We start from the raw sequence: 15,445 nt of genomic DNA on the forward strand, positions 1-15,445 counted from the left end.
TGAACGCACAAATCCACTCCAAATAAAGGTGAGAGCGATTAATGCACACTGAACAAGGCTAAGTTCTGACATTATCTTTAATCAGAGTCCTTATTACGTTTTTCCTTTGCCTCTTCTTCAGCCTGGCGCTTGGCTTCAATCATGGCGCGGAACTCAGCAAGTTCTCGTTCCATCATTTCTGGAGTCTCGAGGCAAATCTGGCCTAGCTTGCCTGAACGTAATTCATTTAGAACAATGGTTGCTGCTTGATATAAGTCGACAATAGCACCCGCCCTTAGGCAGCCCCGTTTACTACCGATAAGTTTTAATAACTCCAACTTATCTTGCTGAAGATCAAAGGTAGAGAAGTCGAGCTTGAAGCGAGTTGCCAAGGCTTCTGGGTAATGGTTTGCCAAATGCTCCAGGGCAAAAATAGCGACGGATTCATATTCCATTGCGGTGTCTTTAACCGCGCCTGTTGCAGCTAAACGATAACCGCAGGTTTCGGGTTCGAGTTTTGGCCAGAGTACGCCTGGTGTATCCGAGAGAACGATACCGTTATCAAGATTAATCTTTTGCTGGCGTTTGGTGACCGCAGGTTCGTTGCCAACTTTTGCAATAGCTCTGCCAGCGATGGAATTAATCAGGGTAGATTTACCGACATTAGGGATGCCCATAATCATGGCGTTAATGGGTTTATCTGAATCTTGACGATGTGGTGCGAGTTTTCGACATAGGTTGGCGATAGCGCCTTTGTTGCTAAGCGTATTAGCACTAATCGCCAAGGTTTTAACTTGTGCATCTTTTTCGAAGTGTTCTTGCCAAGCTTTGATTACTTCTGGGTCAGCTAAATCAGACTTGTTGAGAATTTTAATGCAAGGCTTATCTTCTTTAAGTTGTCGAATCATTGGGTTGGAGCTACTGAATGGAATTCGAGCGTCCAGTATTTCTATCACCACATCTATTTGAGACATGACTTTCTTAATTTCTTTGCGGGCCTTGTGCATGTGGCCCGGAAACCACTGAATTGCCATCTACTTGTCCTGATTCTTAAGGGAGTCTGGACGAGTATCCAAACCTTGTTGTGAAAGGTCGTCCATATGCTGATTTTTGAGTTTGACGTAATTGCTTGCAGTGTACTTGAAAAAGGTTTTTTCCTTGTCACTGATGGGGCGGATCTTTTTTGCTGGGCTGCCACGATACATGTGGCCGGATTCCAGAACCTTACCTGGCGGGACAACGCTACCTGCCGCGAGAATAACCTCTTCTTCGATCACTGCGCCATCCATAACGATCGCTCCCATGCCCACTAACACTCGATCTTTTACAGTGCAGCCATGTAACAGTGCTTTATGGCCAACGGTAACGTCTGAACCAATGGTGAGTGGAAATCCATCTGGATTATAGGGGCCAGCATGTGTGATGTGTAACACTGAGCCATCCTGAATGCTGCTGCGTTCGCCAATTCGAATTCTATGCATATCGCCGCGAATCGCAACTAAAGGCCAGATCGAACTATCGGCGCCGATTTCAACATCACCAATGACAATGGCTGTTGGATCGACGAAAACTGATGAGTCTAGTTTTGGGGACAAGTCGAGATAGTTTCTCACGCAGCTCATAGGGCGATCCTCTTGTGATACATCTGGTGGTGTTATTGACTTAAGCATTTTTGTGGTCCAACTTAAGGGGCAGAGAATACCGAATATTAGCGATATTCACCAGTATCTAGCGCTATGCGAGCTAGTTGCTATAGTGAGATTAAGGGCTTTAAAAAATCACCAATGCCCCCATAAAGAATGAATTGTTACAAGCTGCTTAGCTCGCTTGCCTTAAAAACATACCAAATAGATAGAGTTAAAATTAATGAACCCATTGTTAGCTGATTCGCCACTACCGCTGTTTGAGCAGATTACATTAGAGCACTTTGAGCCCGCCTTAGATAAGGTGCTTGCTGACAACAGAGCTTTAGTCGAAAAGCTTGTGACGGATAAACAATATTCTTGGCAAGATTTTGCTTACCCGATAGAAAGTGCTGACGATCGTTTGAATAATGTCTGGTCGGTTATTTCCCATTATAACGCAGTACTAAACTCCGATGAGTTGAGAGAAATCTACAAGCGTCTTATCGCTAAATTGACAGAATACAGTACTGAAATGGGACAGAATAAAGACTTGTTTTTAGCTTATCAGGCCTTGGCTGATAGCGATGAATACGCAGGGCTGAGCCAAGCTCAAAAGCAGTCAATCAAACATACACTTCGTGGCTTCAAATTGTCGGGCGTGGCCTTGGAAGATGATGAAAAAGAAGCCTATTCGGCATTGAAGAAAGAGATGTCAGAGCTGACCAACAGCTTTTCAGAAAATGTCTTGGATGCGACTCAGTCTTGGACGCTCTATTTTGAAGACGTTGATTCACTTGCAGGTCTGCCAGAAAGTGCACTACAACTGCTCGAAAGCCAGGCAAGAGCTAAGGGGCATGAGAAGGGGTATCTGATTACCCTGGATATTCCTAGTTATTTGCCGGTTATGACTTACTGCGATGATGCCAATATCCGTGAGCAGCTGTATCAGGCTTGTTTGACTCGCGCTTCCGACCAAGGACCTGATGCGGGTAAGTGGGATAATAGTAACAATATCCAACGCATACTCACTTGCCGTCAGGCGCTTGCTAAGTTGCTGTCGTTTGACAATCATGCCGAGCGCTCCTTAGCGACTAAAATGGCAGACACGCCAGATGAAGTGATTGAGTTTTTAGAGCAGCTTGCAGGCAAGGCTATTGATTACGCAAAAAATGAAGTAGAAGAGCTTAAAGCCTATATGAAAGAAGAGTTCGGTGTGGCTGAACTGAATCCCTGGGATGTGGGCTATTATTCCGAAAAGCTTCGACAGGCTCGTTTTGATATTTCGCAAGAAGCGTTAAAGCCATACTTCCCAGCACCAGTGGTTCTGCAAGGCATGTTTGATGTGGTTCAGAAACTGTTTGGCATTGAAGTCAAAGAGCGCCCTGAGGTGAAAACCTTCCACCAAGATGCTCGCTATTACAGCATTTATAGCGAGGGTGAAGAAGTAGCTGGTTTCTATCTGGATATCTATGCCCGAAAAGACAAACGTGGTGGCGCCTGGATGGCAGACTGTCGTGCACGCAGACGTTTGGCCGATGGCTCTGTGCAAATGCCGGTAGCTTTCTTGGCGTGTAACTTTACACCGCCTGTTGCGGATGAGAGCGGTAATCTGGCAGATAGCTTGTTAACTCACAATGAAGTGACGACACTGTTCCATGAGTTCGGACATGGTTTGCACCATATGTTAACCAAAGTCGATGTTGCTGGGGTATCAGGTATTTCTGGGGTGCCTTGGGATGTGGTTGAACTGCCAAGTCAGTTTTTGGAAAACTGGTGCTGGCAGGAAGAATCGATAGCTATGATCAGTCGTCACTACCAAACAGGAGAAGCGCTGCCGAAGGATATGTTGGATAAGATGCTAGCAGCGAAATACTTTCAAAGTGGCATGATGATGATGCGCCAGCTTGAGTTTGCCTTGTTTGACTTCCTCTTGCATAGAGATTACTCAGAAGCAGATAACACCGATGTGCAAGCAGTGCTGGAGTCTGTTCGAGAGCGAGTTGCGGTAATTGATTCGCCAGAATATACGCGTTTTAGCCACTCCTTTAGCCATATATTTGCTGGTGGCTATTCGGCGGGTTATTACAGTTATAAGTGGGCAGAAGTCTTAGCAGCAGATGCGTTTTCCCGCTTTGAGGAAGAAGGTGTCTTTAACGTGCAAACGGGTAAAGACTATAAAGAAAAAGTGCTCGAAGTAGGTGGTTCAATTGAAGCGATTGATATGTTTACCAGCTTCCGCGGTCGTAAGCCAAGTGTTGAGCCATTGCTTAAGCAGGCGGGAATCAAGGTATGACGCAGAAGATAACCAAGCGCTTTATCGCAGGTGCCGTATGCCCTCGTTGCGGTGAGATGGACAAGTTAGTGACGTATTCATCTGATGAAGGCACCTTTAAAGAGTGTGTCGCCTGCGACTTTACTGAGAAGCAAATAGCACAAGTTGAAATGTCAGAGCTTGATACGCGGGTTAATCATATCCCCTCAGGCCCTGATGACGAGCAGGCTCAGATAGTCCAGATTGTTGAGCTTAAGCCGAAGTAATTGTTCGCTTGAGCTAGGCCACTAAACTTCAGATTGTCCCTCTAATATAGCGATTATATTGGATAAGGCTTCCCTCATATCAGCCATAGTTTGTGTGCGTTTGATAATGGTAGGAAGCTGATCTTCCAAATTAGTTAATTTCGGAGGGATACGTCGAATGCCTTCGGTAATAAATTCATAGGGATAATGGTGGTCTTGTATGCTGAGCTTATTAAGCTCGGCAATTTCCTGGGAAAACTGGCTAATAATGTCATAGATAATGTCTTTGTGTTCGAGTGAGGACGCCTCCCAGTAAGCCGCATCCAATAGCTCGTGAAACGCGAGAAACTCATTCATAACATTTGAAATGGCAGGTTTAGGCATGACCTTTGGCTCCTGAGAACATCAGTTTTGACATATTTGTATATAAGAAAGCCTAGCAGAAGAGGCTGTAAAGGTAAGGCAGGCAGTAATAAATTTGTCGGTCACTGTTTCATAAGTGCCCAGTTTTCTCGACCAATGATACTCTCGCTTACATAGTGAAAAGCTATGCGAGCACTTCTGTTCATTGAAACAAACGATTACGCAAGCTTACCCGATAATGTTAAGTCCTTCATATTGCTTAAACCTTAGCTGCCTATACTGATAGTTCTTTCAGGAATATAGAGGCTCAGACTATGAGAACATTGCGTTTGACCACGCTTGATAATCAGCGACAGCGTTTAGAGCGGGAAATAATAGAAACGAAGAAAAAGATTGTAGCAGCTAATGAGGGTGCGTTTCCTGACCTGGGTTTAGTTAAGCAATTGAGAGATTCTATTGAGCGAAATATGCAACTTATTTCAATGATTGATCAGCATCGACCCGCAAGAATCTCTAAGCTGAAAGCGAAGGTGATTTAGGGTAAGTGTAAAACTTACCCTGATTCACAAAAACAATTACTTTTGCTCACGAATAGCCGTTCCCTGAAAGATAAACAGCGGTGTGGGCGATGTGTAAATGACGTTGTCATCCTCGTCTAAGAGTGGCTCTCCATCTTCATCTGTCTGGGCAATATACTCATAGCCAGGGTCTTCATAACTGTTCGCGGGGACAGCGACGTTATTTTCCTGATCTTCTTCACTTTGCAGCTCAAAAAGGTCTTTCGAAACATTGTAACTTTCACAGCTCGTTGGATTGTAGATGAGTTGCTCGCGTGTCGGGTTGGGGTTGTCGTCGCCCTGAGGTATTTCTGTTTCTCTATCATCTTCTAAAGCTTTGTAGATGGCAGTACTGAACTTCGATACATAGACGCGAATTTCTGCATTAGGGTAGTCTACCTCTACTTTTAAGCGCTGCAAGTCTGTCAGCGCATCATTACTGCCATCGCCAATTGTGAATGAGTTGGAGATGACAGTATTGCGCTCGTCGGCTTCATCGTGCTCTGTTAGTGAGTCACCATCATCGTCAATAAGGTCGAAGCAAGCAGGGTGCTCGATTTCTTTGGTAATCGAGCCGTCAGGGCATGTGACGACATTTTCTTCATCATCATCGAGGCATGTTTGATTTAATAGGGCGTACCCCAGAGTGCCATATTTTGACTCCAGGTAGTCTTCGTCGACAGTAAGAATTTGGGGTGGTTCTTGATGGATTACCTTGATCTGCCTTACTTTCGCTTCACTGAATCCGGACTCTTTGAAATTTTCAGGAGCGATACGGTCCAGAGCGGCAAATTGAATTTCATCATCTGTTTCCACAGTCGGATCTTGGTCGAAAGCTATTAGAACAGTTTGATCAACCTTATTATCTATTTCGACAAAGGCTGAAGGGATGTAAGTCAGGTCCAATGAGGCGCTAAACTGATCTAGAATATTGAATGAGTCATCTTCACGGAGAAACTCTATCTGATCATTGCTGTAGGTGCAGTGTCCGTCATCGCTGCTGATTGCGGAGGACATTTGCTCCTTAGCTTCGACGAATGTTTGAACAAGTTTTTCGCTGTCGATGGCAGCAATAAGGCTTTCCATAAAATCTAGGGGATTGTTTGCTGATTCTACGGTTCCCTCGTCATTTAGTGTGTAGTTCATATCTGCGCTGATCTGTTGCAATATAAAGTCGCGGACGGCTTCCTCGTCAGCTGAAAGGTCAGATAAAATTGGGTTACCACTTGCGTCAATAGATTTAGATTGCAGGCCTTTAAAGCTATTAATGAAGTCCTCAAGGTAAAGTTTGTATTCGCTATTTTTTTCATTTGCGAGTACTTCGTAGCTTTGGTTTTGAACTATCTGCCTTGTTGGCAGATGGGCTTGGCATAGCTGCTCGGTTGTTTGGAAGGTCGGTGTACAGGCCGCGAGTACCGATAGTGCGGAAAGGCCTGTGAGCGTATTTCTTAATAATTTCATTTAAGCTTGGCTCCTAATTTCTGCCAGGTTTTATGAAGTATGTAAGCATCATTTGCAGCGCGGTGCCGAACAAGCTGTAGCTCATCTATAACGCCAGCTCTGATGTCCTGCCATCTATCGATTTGCTCTTCATCGAGAATTGATGAAAGGGAGTCTAGATGGAAGTTGGGTTTGCATTTTGCTGCTTTAAATAGGCGATGAAGCCAAAAACTATCGAAGGCCCAGGCATCGCAATATACATCCCCACTAAGTAGATCATTAAGTTCGCGCACAACTTGGCTAATCTCGGCCCCTTCTTGTTGAAGTTGGTCTTTACTGATTCCATGTATGCGCGCGGCTTTTTCTGACCAGTCTTTCCATAATACGTGCGGTTTGATCAGCCAGCTTCTGGTGCTGCCATCAGCCAGGCAAACACCTACTTCAATAGGGTAGCTGGATAGGAGGTCTAGGCTGGAAGCTTCGAAGTCAATAAAAACAGGGTTGTTGTCGCTAGGCATCTAAGGGTATTCGCGTGAGTAGGTAGTGGGTCGGCTGGTGAAATTGGACGCCGATATAATCCGGCCATATTAATCGTTAAGCAAAGGCTCTGCAATTACTGTACGAGTTTGGTGTGATCTTGACCATAAAAAATTGATTACCACTCGGTTAGTTTCTGTAGAAGTGGGAGTATTTTTATTGATTTGTGTCAATAAATTGGCGCAACTTATGTGTTGGGCCTTGAAAATGTCCAGGCGAGCCTTATCTATGTCATAACGAAGTTTACTGAACTTAGATACTATTGATTCCTTCGGGGGGATAACTTATGAGAATTGATCGTTTGACGAGCCGTTTGCAGGTTGCGATATCAGATGCGCAATCTATAGCCTTGGGAAAGGATCATCAGTTTATAGAGCCGGTGCATTTGATCCAGGTTCTAATTGACCAAAATGGCAGCGTATCCGCCTTATTGAGACAGCTTTCTGTAGATGTAAAACAATTTAGAACTGAGCTTGGTCGTCTGGTTGATGAATTACCGACCGTCGAAGGTGCAGACGGTGATGTGCATATGTCCAACGACCTGGGGCGAATGCTGAACATTGCTGATAAGTTAGCGCAGAAAAAAGGCGATCAGTTTATTTCAAGTGAGATGGTCTTACTTGCTGCGACTGGTGATAAAGGTGCTTTAGGCGCTTTGATGAAATCTTATAAGGTAGAAAAAGCTGCTTTAGAAGAAGCGATTGACCAGGTGAGAGGAGGTGATGGCGTGAATGATCAAGGGGCTGAGGAAAATAGAGAGGCATTAGATAAATTTACGGTTGATTTGACGGCTAGAGCCGTAGAAGGAAAACTGGACCCGGTTATTGGTCGTGATGATGAGATTCGTCGCACGGTGCAGGTTCTTCAACGTCGACGTAAGAATAACCCCGTTTTGATAGGTGAGCCGGGTGTCGGTAAAACAGCTATTGTCGAAGGTTTAGCTCAACGAATTGTAAACGGTGAAGTACCTGACGGCTTAAAAGATAAGAGAGTCTTGTCCTTGGATATGGGGGCATTGATTGCCGGGGCTAAGTTTCGAGGTGAATTTGAGGAGCGCTTGAAAGGTGTGCTTAATGAGCTGAGTAAGCAAGAAGGGCAGATAATCCTCTTTATCGATGAAATTCATACCATGGTTGGTGCTGGTAAGGCAGAGGGCTCAATGGATGCGGGGAATATGTTGAAGCCTGCACTTTCTCGAGGTGAGCTGCATTGTGTTGGCGCTACTACGCTTGATGAATATCGTGAATATATAGAGAAAGATGCTGCCTTGGAAAGGCGTTTCCAGAAAGTTCTAGTAGAGGAGCCGGTTGTTGAAGATACCATTGCTATTCTGCGCGGTTTGAAAGAGCGTTACGAAGTCCATCATGGGGTAGAAATTACCAATAGTGCAATTATCGCTGCAGCCAAGCTTTCTCATCGCTATATAGCTGATCGCCAATTACCGGATAAGGCGATAGATTTGGTTGACGAGGCAGCAAGCCAAATTCGAATGGAGATGGACTCAAAGCCAGAAGCTTTAGATCGCTTGGAGCGCCGTTTGATTCAAATGAAAATCGAGCGGGAGGCGCTTAAGAAGGAGCAGGATTCTTCATCTAAAAAGAGCCTTGTAGAGCTGAATGAGCAAATTTCTGAACTTGAAAAGGAATTTTCAGATCTGGAAGAAGTCTGGTTGGCAGAAAAGGCAGCTCTGCATGGTTCCCAGAAAGTTAAGAGTCAGTTAGAGCAGGCTAGGGTCGAATTGGAGAGTGCTCGTCGAGAGGGTGACTTGGCATTGATGTCGGAATTGCAGTACGGGAAGATTCCCGAATTGGAGCGCCAGTTGGATATGGCGAGCCAGGCTGAAATGATGGGTATGACCTTATTACGTAATCGAGTGACCGAAGAAGAGATAGCAGAAACAGTATCGAAGTGGACGGGTATTCCGGTCTCAAAAATGCTGGAGGGCGAAAAGGATAAGTTGTTGAGAATGGAAGGTTCTCTGCATGAGCGGGTAATTGGTCAATCTGAAGCAGTGCAAGCGGTATCCGATGCAGTACGTCGTTCTCGTGCGGGTTTGGCTGACCCTAATCGTCCAAACGGCTCCTTTCTATTTTTGGGGCCAACAGGTGTCGGTAAAACCGAACTTTGTAAAGCCTTGGCAAGCTTCCTCTTCGACACTGAAGATGCGATGGTTCGTATCGATATGTCCGAATTTATGGAAAAGCATTCGGTGGCTCGCCTAATTGGCGCTCCTCCTGGATATGTAGGTTATGAAGAAGGTGGCTATTTGACAGAGGCTGTCCGCAGGAGACCCTATTCGGTATTGCTATTGGATGAGGTGGAGAAGGCACACCCGGATGTGTTCAATATCTTGCTTCAGGTATTGGAAGATGGTCGTTTAACTGATGGTCAAGGTCGTACTGTCGATTTCAGGAATACGGTTATTATCATGACGTCTAATTTGGGTTCTGATGTTATCCAGGCTATGGGAATGGAAGGCGCGGGTTATGATCAGATAAAGAATGCTGTCATGGATTCTGTATCGGCTCATTTTAGGCCGGAGTTTATCAACCGCATTGACGAAGTAGTGGTCTTCCATGCTTTGGGAGCCCAGCAAATTCAGGGTATAGCGCAGATTCAATTGAAAGGCTTAAGTAAGCGTTTGTTAGAGCAAGATATTACCTTGGAGTTTGAGGCGGATGCTATGGCTAAGTTGGCCGAAGCCGGGTTTGATCCGGTTTATGGGGCAAGGCCTCTAAAGCGAGCTATACAGCGTTGGGTTGAGAATCCATTGGCTCAGAATTTGTTGGCAGGTGATTATGTATCGGGTGACACTATAGTAGCGAGAGCTGAAGCAGATGAAATAGTGTTTGAAAAAAGGTAGTAAGGCACCGAGCTTTTGGTATGGTCTAAAGGCTCGGTGTCCTCCGTATTGTATTATTGGCAGTAGTCTTCAATTTGTTTTTGGAAGTTTGCCTTCTTTTCGTTGATCTCTTCAGGGCTTAGGAAGCGGGTGACGCCTTCTTCAACAACCGTGATGCGGCTAGTTTCAGCAATAACTCTAAGGTTTTCTCTGATTGCTTTACATTTTTCTTCAATCTCAATTTTTCTAGCTTCTTCTTGAGCGATCCCTTGTCGAATTTGCATTTCTTTGGCTGTTTTTTCATCGATAGCTTTTGCTTGGTTTTGTGCGCTGGTGCGCTGTGATGCAGTGCTAGTTTTAATTTGAATGCTGGTCGACTCGGTATGGTTTGGTTTCTTGTCCGTATAGTGAGTGTTGCCGTTACTATCGACCCATTTATAGACTTCAGCCGAAGTTGCTATGGTTGTAGCACAGCTAATTAAAAGAAAAGCGCAAAGCTTTAAAGTGGTTGTGAATAATGCGCTGTTCAGTGTGAGTGTCATGGTTTCGATTTCCTGTCAGATCATAGAATTTTGGTCAATTGACATTCTAACTATAAACCATAGACGGTTTTTTGGACGAGAAAAGCCGAAAAAATACAAAACTGGGTCAAAAAAATGCAAATTATATTGACTCTAATGATTTAAGTGTCAGAATTACGGGTTGCTTTTTCTAGGGTTTTACAAGTGTCGTTTTTCAACGTTAATCGTTTGACGGTAATAGTATCCCCCAGCGTATTTGAGCTTCTTACTTTGCTTGATAGAAAATGTAAGAGGCAGTGGTAAAACAGGAGTCTAGCATGACATAAAAGTGCTGGACTTTATGGCGAAACTCTACGCCAAATTTACCATCAAAGTAACGCTAGATTGCATCCAGTGCACTTCCAAAAGAAGTGAGAGTTAACTCGGATTAAGCTTCCATAAACTATTTAACAGAAGGTAATTATCGTGGAGCTATTATCTGGCGCCGATATGATTGCTCGTTTTTTACAAGACGAGGGTGTCGAGTACATATACGGTTATCCTGGTGGTGCAGCGCTGCATATTTATGATGCGCTTTTCAGACAGGATAAAGTTGAACATATTTTGGTTCGTCATGAGCAGGCAGCTGTTCATATGGCGGATGGTTACGCGCGAGCGTCTGGTAAGGCGGGTGTCGTGCTCGTTACGTCTGGACCTGGTGCGACGAATACAATTACAGGTATTGCTACAGCCTTTATGGATTCTATTCCAATGGTTGTGCTTTGCGGGCAGGTGCCTTCAACCTTAATTGGTGAAGATGCTTTTCAGGAAACCGATATGATGGGCGTATCTCGTCCTGTTGTTAAGCATAATATGGCTGTAAGGCATGCCTCAGAAATACCAGAGGTCTTGAAAAAGGCTTTCTATATTGCGCAGTCGGGTCGTCCGGGGCCGGTTGTTGTGGATATTCCTAAGGATATGACGGCGCCAAATGAACGTTTTGAATACGTTTACCCCAAAAAGGTGAAGTTGCGTTCTTATACGCCGCCGGTAAGAGGGCATTCTGGTCAGATTAAGAAAGCGGTCGATATGTTATTGGCAGCTAAGCGTCCGGTAATCTATGCGGGTGGTGGTGTTATTCTGGGGCAAGCATCCAAGCAGTTGGTAGAGTTGGTTGAGCGCTTGAATTATCCAGTAACCACAACGCTAATGGGTTTGGGTGCATATCCTGGTACTGGTGAGCATTCTCTGGGAATGCTGGGGATGCATGGTACCTACGAAGCCAATGAGGCAATGCATAATTCCGACTTGGTTTTAGCGGTTGGTGCTCGATTTGATGATCGAGTGACGAATGGCACTGACAAGTTTTGCCCGGGGGCAAGAATTGTTCATATCGATATTGATCCGGCAAATATTGCAAAAACAGTTAAGGTTGATGTGCCAATCGTTGGGCCGGTGGGATCAGTGCTTAATGATATGTTGGCGATTCTGGAGGATGCAGAGGAAACGCCAGATCAAGAGGCTTTGGCTTCTTGGTGGAAGAGTATAGATGGCTGGCGTGCTCGTCACGGTGGTCGCTACGACCCTTCGACCGAGGAAAGCATTAAACCGCAACAAGCGATCGAGGCGATGTATAGAGCGACGAAAGGTGATGCTTACGTTTGTTCTGACGTGGGGCAGCACCAGATGTTTGCAGCTCAGTACTATAAATTTGATAAGCCAAATCGTTGGATTAACTCTGGTGGTTTAGGGACGATGGGTTTTGGTTTGCCAGCGGCAATGGGGATAAAGCTTCATTATCCTAATGAGGAGGTTGTCTGCGTAACGGGTGAAGGCAGTATTCAGATGAATATTCAGGAACTGTCGACCTGTAAGCAATATGACTTGCCGGTGAAGGTTTTAATACTGAACAATCAGGCTTTAGGGATGGTTAAGCAGTGGCAGGATATGAATTATGAATCGCGCCACTCTCATTCGTATATGGAGTCCTTGCCAGATTTTACTAAGTTGGTGGAATCATATGGTCATGTTGGTTTGACTGTCACTAAACTTAGCGAGCTGGATACGACGATGGAGAAGGCTTTTGCGATGAAAGATCGTTTGGTTTTCATCAACGTTTATGTTGATCCGAAAGAGCATGTTTATCCGATGCAAATTGCGCGCGGATCTATGAATGACATGTGGTTAAGCAAAACGGAGAGGACTTAAGCCATGCGTCGAATAATTTCAGTTTTGTTAGAGAATGAGCCGGGAGCTCTGTCGCGTGTTGTAGGGCTGTTTTCACAGCGAAATTATAATATCGAGACATTAACTGTTGCGCCGACGGATGATGGTACGCTGTCTCGTTTAACGGTTACAACTTCAGGCTCCGACAAGGTCATTGAGCAGATTACCAAGCAGCTAAACAAGTTGGTTGAAGTGGTGAAGCTGGTTGATCTGACGGAAGGTGCTCATATAGAGCGCGAGTTGATGTTGGTTAAGATTAAGGCAGCGGGCTCTCAAAGAGCAGAGATTAAGCGTTGTGTTGATATCTTTCGTGGTCAGATAGTGGATGTTACTAGTTCTGCCTATACGGTACAGATCACAGGTAATAGCGACAAGTTGGATGCATTTATTGCTTCGATAGCTGAAGGAAGTGTGCTCGAGGTGGTTCGTTCGGGTGTTTCAGGTATTGCGCGTGGCGAGAAAGTGCTAAGTCTATAGCGTGTTGTTTAGTAAAATTTTAATTAAGCGTCGATTTATTTCGACAAGAGAAAAGTAGAGGATTGTCATGCAGGTTTATTACGATAAAGATTGTGATCTATCGATCATTAAAGGTAAGAAAGTTTCAATTATTGGTTATGGTTCGCAAGGTCATGCTCATGCCTGTAACTTGAAAGATTCTGGTGTTGATGTAACGGTTGGTCTACGTGCAAATTCTTCTTCTGTAGCGAAAGCGGAAGCGCATGGTTTGACTGTTAAGCCGGTTGCTGAGGCTGTCTCTGGTGCTGATGTAGTAATGATTTTGACTCCAGATGAGTTTCAGTCTGTTTTGTACAAAGAAGAAATTGAGCCAAACATTAAGCAGGGTGCTACTCTAGCATTTGCTCATGGTTTTGCTATTCATTATAACCAGGTTGTGCCTCGTGCCGATCTTGATGTTATCATGATCGCTCCAAAAGCGCCGGGCCACACGGTTCGTTCAGAATTTGTGAAGGGCGGTGGTATTCCAGACTTAATCGCTATCTATCAGGATGCAACGGGTAAGGCTAAAGATGTTGCGCTATCTTACGCTTCAGGTGTAGGTGGTGGTCGTACGGGCATTATCGAAACAACTTTCAAAGATGAAACTGAAACTGACTTGTTCGGTGAGCAGGCTGTTCTTTGTGGTGGTGCTGTTGAGTTGGTTAAGATGGGTTTTGAAACGCTTACTGAAGCGGGTTATGCGCCTGAAATGGCTTACTTCGAATGTTTGCATGAATTGAAGTTGATCGTAGACCTTATGTATGAAGGCGGTATCGCCAATATGAACTACTCAATCTCAAACAATGCTGAATACGGCGAGTATGTAACGGGCCCAGAAGTTATTAACGAAGAGTCTCGTGCAGCGATGCGTAATGCGCTTAAGCGTATTCAGAATGGTGAGTATGCGAAAATGTTCATTTCAGAGGGTGCAACAAACTATCCTTCAATGACTGCGTACCGTCGTAACAATGCTGCGCACCCAATCGAGCAGGTTGGTGGTGAGCTTCGTAAGATGATGCCATGGATTAACAAGATTGTTGATAAGAGCAAAAACTAAACATTAGTTGTTTTTGCAGGTAAGATAAGGCGGCTCTCTGGTTTTTCCAGAGAGCCGTTTTTTTATGTTTAATGATGAGAGTTGATGATGAGTGATATGAATTCAGAAAAGCAGGGTGATGTAGAAAAGGAAGAGGTGAGCGAGTCGCCGGCTCATCGTTCAAAGCTGGGGCGAGGGATCTATCTGTTGCCGAACCTGTTTACAACAGCTTCGTTGTTTTCTGGATTCTATGCGATCGTCGCTGCTATGAATGGTCATTTTGATAATGCAGCAATTGCCATCTTTATATCAATGATTCTGGATGGCTTAGATGGTCGTGTGGCGCGTATGACGAATACGCAGAGCGCTTTTGGTGCAGAGTACGATAGTTTGGTCGATATGGTTGCTTTTGGTGTGGCACCCGCTCTTGTCGCGTTTACTATGAATTTGCATACTTTGGGTAATTTGGGGTGGATTGCGACCTTTATCTATGTGGCGGGTGCTGCGTTGCGTCTAGCGCGCTTTAATACACAAATTGATGAGGTGGATAAGCGCTACTTTATAGGGCTTCCAAGCCCTTCGGCGGCGGCAATTGTGGCTGGCTTTGTATGGGCGGCGCATCATTACGAGCAGTCGGGCTGGTTAACTGCGTTAACGATGGTGATAGTTGCGGGTGCAGGGGTGTTGATGGTGAGTAATGTTAAGTATCACTCCTTTAAAGAGTTTGATATGAAAAGAAGGGTTCCGTTTACTACCTTGCTTATTATAGTTCTGGTTTTTGCGGTCATTGCGTTAGAGCCGTCGCTAGTACTGCTTGGGGTCTTTGCTTTATATACTTTATCTGGGCCATTTAATGCGTTACTTGGTCGCAATAAAGTGACTGAAAAGTCTTAATTACATTCGCTAACATAAAAATGTAAAGAAAGTTTGATAAAGGTGTTGACCTAAAGAATCAGCTCTATATAATGCGCACCTCCTTAAGACGAACCGCTTCGAAAGCGGCGAAGTTTGAAGGAGATAGAGGATAAATTAAGTGATTAAAATCAGTAATTTATCTTCGCTTGTTAAAGGTTTTGGTTTTCGGTTTTGAATTTAAATTTCTTCGAAAACAAATTGAAAAAATCGTTGACAAGCAAATGAGACGCTGTAGAATACGCGCCTCGCTTGAGGGATCTCAAGCAAGCTCTTTAAAAAATTAACCAAGCAATTCGTGTGGGCGCTGGCTGAGATGATTTCACGATAAAGCACTCTGATCTAACTTGTTAGAGAGGATGTTGCTTAAGAAATTATCAAGTCAACGACCTGTACAATTTATTTGAACAGTA

General features: G+C 44.5%; 14 protein-coding genes. 8 read left to right on the forward strand and 6 right to left on the reverse strand.

Annotation, left to right across the window (positions count from 1 at the left end; genetic code table 11):
- Positions 1-77: 77 nt before the first annotated feature.
- Positions 78-1,013, reverse strand: a complete 936-nt coding sequence (gene ylqF, locus A3735_RS16455) for a ribosome biogenesis GTPase YlqF (protein WP_068510886.1) — start codon at positions 1,011-1,013, stop codon at positions 78-80.
- Positions 1,014-1,601: a gamma carbonic anhydrase family protein gene (locus A3735_RS16460; protein ID WP_068510888.1), complete on the reverse strand. Its 588-nt coding sequence runs from the start codon at positions 1,599-1,601 to the stop codon at positions 1,014-1,016.
- A gap of 244 nt (positions 1,602-1,845) precedes the next feature.
- On the opposite strand from A3735_RS16460, the gene A3735_RS16465 reads away from it, so the two are divergent.
- Positions 1,846-3,897, forward strand: a complete 2,052-nt coding sequence (locus A3735_RS16465) for a M3 family metallopeptidase (RefSeq protein WP_068510890.1) — start codon at positions 1,846-1,848, stop codon at positions 3,895-3,897.
- Positions 3,894-4,142: a YheV family putative zinc ribbon protein gene (locus A3735_RS16470; RefSeq protein ID WP_082865221.1), complete on the forward strand. Its 249-nt coding sequence runs from the start codon at positions 3,894-3,896 to the stop codon at positions 4,140-4,142. The genes A3735_RS16465 and A3735_RS16470 overlap by 4 nt, the downstream gene beginning before the upstream one ends.
- A 21-nt stretch (positions 4,143-4,163) precedes the next feature.
- On the opposite strand, the gene A3735_RS16475 is transcribed toward A3735_RS16470, so the two are convergent.
- On the reverse strand, positions 4,164-4,505 hold the full coding sequence (locus A3735_RS16475; protein ID WP_068510893.1) for a hypothetical protein: 342 nt from the start codon (positions 4,503-4,505) through the stop codon (positions 4,164-4,166).
- A 293-nt stretch (positions 4,506-4,798) separates the two neighbouring features.
- Here A3735_RS16475 and A3735_RS16480 point away from each other — a divergent pair, with 293 nt between their 5' ends.
- Positions 4,799-5,023, forward strand: a complete 225-nt coding sequence (locus A3735_RS16480) for a hypothetical protein (protein ID WP_068510894.1) — start codon at positions 4,799-4,801, stop codon at positions 5,021-5,023.
- A 36-nt stretch (positions 5,024-5,059) separates the two neighbouring features.
- Here the strand turns inward: A3735_RS16480 and A3735_RS16485 are convergent, their stop codons facing one another.
- The gene (locus tag A3735_RS16485) at positions 5,060-6,502 is read right to left on the reverse strand and encodes a hypothetical protein (RefSeq protein ID WP_068638299.1); all 1,443 of its coding nucleotides are present in this window, start codon (positions 6,500-6,502) and stop codon (positions 5,060-5,062) included.
- Positions 6,499-6,999, reverse strand: coding sequence for an exonuclease domain-containing protein (locus tag A3735_RS16490; RefSeq protein WP_068510899.1), 501 nt, complete (start codon positions 6,997-6,999; stop codon positions 6,499-6,501). Before A3735_RS16490 ends, A3735_RS16485 begins: the two co-directional genes overlap by 4 nt.
- Positions 7,000-7,304: 305 nt before the next feature.
- On the opposite strand from A3735_RS16490, the gene clpB reads away from it, so the two are divergent.
- Positions 7,305-9,881 (forward strand): ATP-dependent chaperone ClpB, encoded by a 2,577-nt coding sequence (clpB, locus tag A3735_RS16495; protein WP_068510901.1) that lies wholly within the window; start codon positions 7,305-7,307, stop codon positions 9,879-9,881.
- A 53-nt stretch (positions 9,882-9,934) separates the two neighbouring features.
- Here clpB and A3735_RS16500 read toward each other — a convergent pair whose 3' ends face one another.
- Positions 9,935-10,402 carry a DUF4124 domain-containing protein gene (locus A3735_RS16500; protein ID WP_082885910.1) on the reverse strand — a complete coding sequence of 156 codons (468 nt, stop codon included), beginning with the start codon at positions 10,400-10,402 and terminating at the stop codon, positions 9,935-9,937.
- A 444-nt stretch (positions 10,403-10,846) separates the two neighbouring features.
- Between A3735_RS16500 and A3735_RS16505 the strand changes: the two genes are divergently transcribed.
- From A3735_RS16505 to pssA, 4 genes are all read left to right on the forward strand, one after another.
- Positions 10,847-12,568: an acetolactate synthase 3 large subunit gene (locus A3735_RS16505; RefSeq protein WP_068510902.1), complete on the forward strand. Its 1,722-nt coding sequence runs from the start codon at positions 10,847-10,849 to the stop codon at positions 12,566-12,568.
- 3 nt (positions 12,569-12,571) lie between these two features.
- Positions 12,572-13,063, forward strand: coding sequence for an acetolactate synthase small subunit (gene ilvN / locus A3735_RS16510; protein ID WP_068510904.1), 492 nt, complete (start codon positions 12,572-12,574; stop codon positions 13,061-13,063).
- Positions 13,064-13,130: 67 nt separating this feature from the next.
- Complete coding sequence (gene ilvC / locus A3735_RS16515; RefSeq protein ID WP_068510906.1) at positions 13,131-14,141, forward strand: ketol-acid reductoisomerase; 1,011 nt, start codon at positions 13,131-13,133, stop codon at positions 14,139-14,141.
- Between the two features lie 87 nt (positions 14,142-14,228).
- On the forward strand, positions 14,229-15,014 hold the full coding sequence (gene pssA / locus A3735_RS16520; protein ID WP_197470003.1) for a CDP-diacylglycerol--serine O-phosphatidyltransferase: 786 nt from the start codon (positions 14,229-14,231) through the stop codon (positions 15,012-15,014).
- Positions 15,015-15,445 lie beyond the last annotated feature (431 nt).

This window comes from Oleiphilus sp. HI0061 (genome assembly GCF_001635675.1).

Excerpts from the sequence above, each read along its gene's own strand:
- ylqF (WP_068510886.1), bottom strand. The coding sequence starts at position 1,013 with ATGGCAATTCAGTGGTTTCCGGGCCACATGCACAAGGCCCGCAAAGAA.
- A3735_RS16460 (WP_068510888.1), bottom strand. The coding sequence starts at position 1,601 with ATGAGCTGCGTGAGAAACTATCTCGACTTGTCCCCAAAACTAGACTCA.
- A3735_RS16465 (WP_068510890.1), top strand. The coding sequence starts at position 1,846 with ATGAACCCATTGTTAGCTGATTCGCCACTACCGCTGTTTGAGCAGATT.
- A3735_RS16470 (WP_082865221.1), top strand. The coding sequence starts at position 3,894 with ATGACGCAGAAGATAACCAAGCGCTTTATCGCAGGTGCCGTATGCCCT.
- A3735_RS16475 (WP_068510893.1), bottom strand. The coding sequence starts at position 4,505 with ATGCCTAAACCTGCCATTTCAAATGTTATGAATGAGTTTCTCGCGTTT.
- A3735_RS16480 (WP_068510894.1), top strand. The coding sequence starts at position 4,799 with ATGAGAACATTGCGTTTGACCACGCTTGATAATCAGCGACAGCGTTTA.
- A3735_RS16485 (WP_068638299.1), bottom strand. The coding sequence starts at position 6,502 with ATGAAATTATTAAGAAATACGCTCACAGGCCTTTCCGCACTATCGGTA.
- A3735_RS16490 (WP_068510899.1), bottom strand. The coding sequence starts at position 6,999 with ATGCCTAGCGACAACAACCCTGTTTTTATTGACTTCGAAGCTTCCAGC.
- clpB (WP_068510901.1), top strand. The coding sequence starts at position 7,305 with ATGAGAATTGATCGTTTGACGAGCCGTTTGCAGGTTGCGATATCAGAT.
- A3735_RS16500 (WP_082885910.1), bottom strand. The coding sequence starts at position 10,402 with ATGACACTCACACTGAACAGCGCATTATTCACAACCACTTTAAAGCTT.
- ilvN (WP_068510904.1), top strand. The coding sequence starts at position 12,572 with ATGCGTCGAATAATTTCAGTTTTGTTAGAGAATGAGCCGGGAGCTCTG.
- ilvC (WP_068510906.1), top strand. The coding sequence starts at position 13,131 with ATGCAGGTTTATTACGATAAAGATTGTGATCTATCGATCATTAAAGGT.
- pssA (WP_197470003.1), top strand. The coding sequence starts at position 14,229 with ATGAGTGATATGAATTCAGAAAAGCAGGGTGATGTAGAAAAGGAAGAG.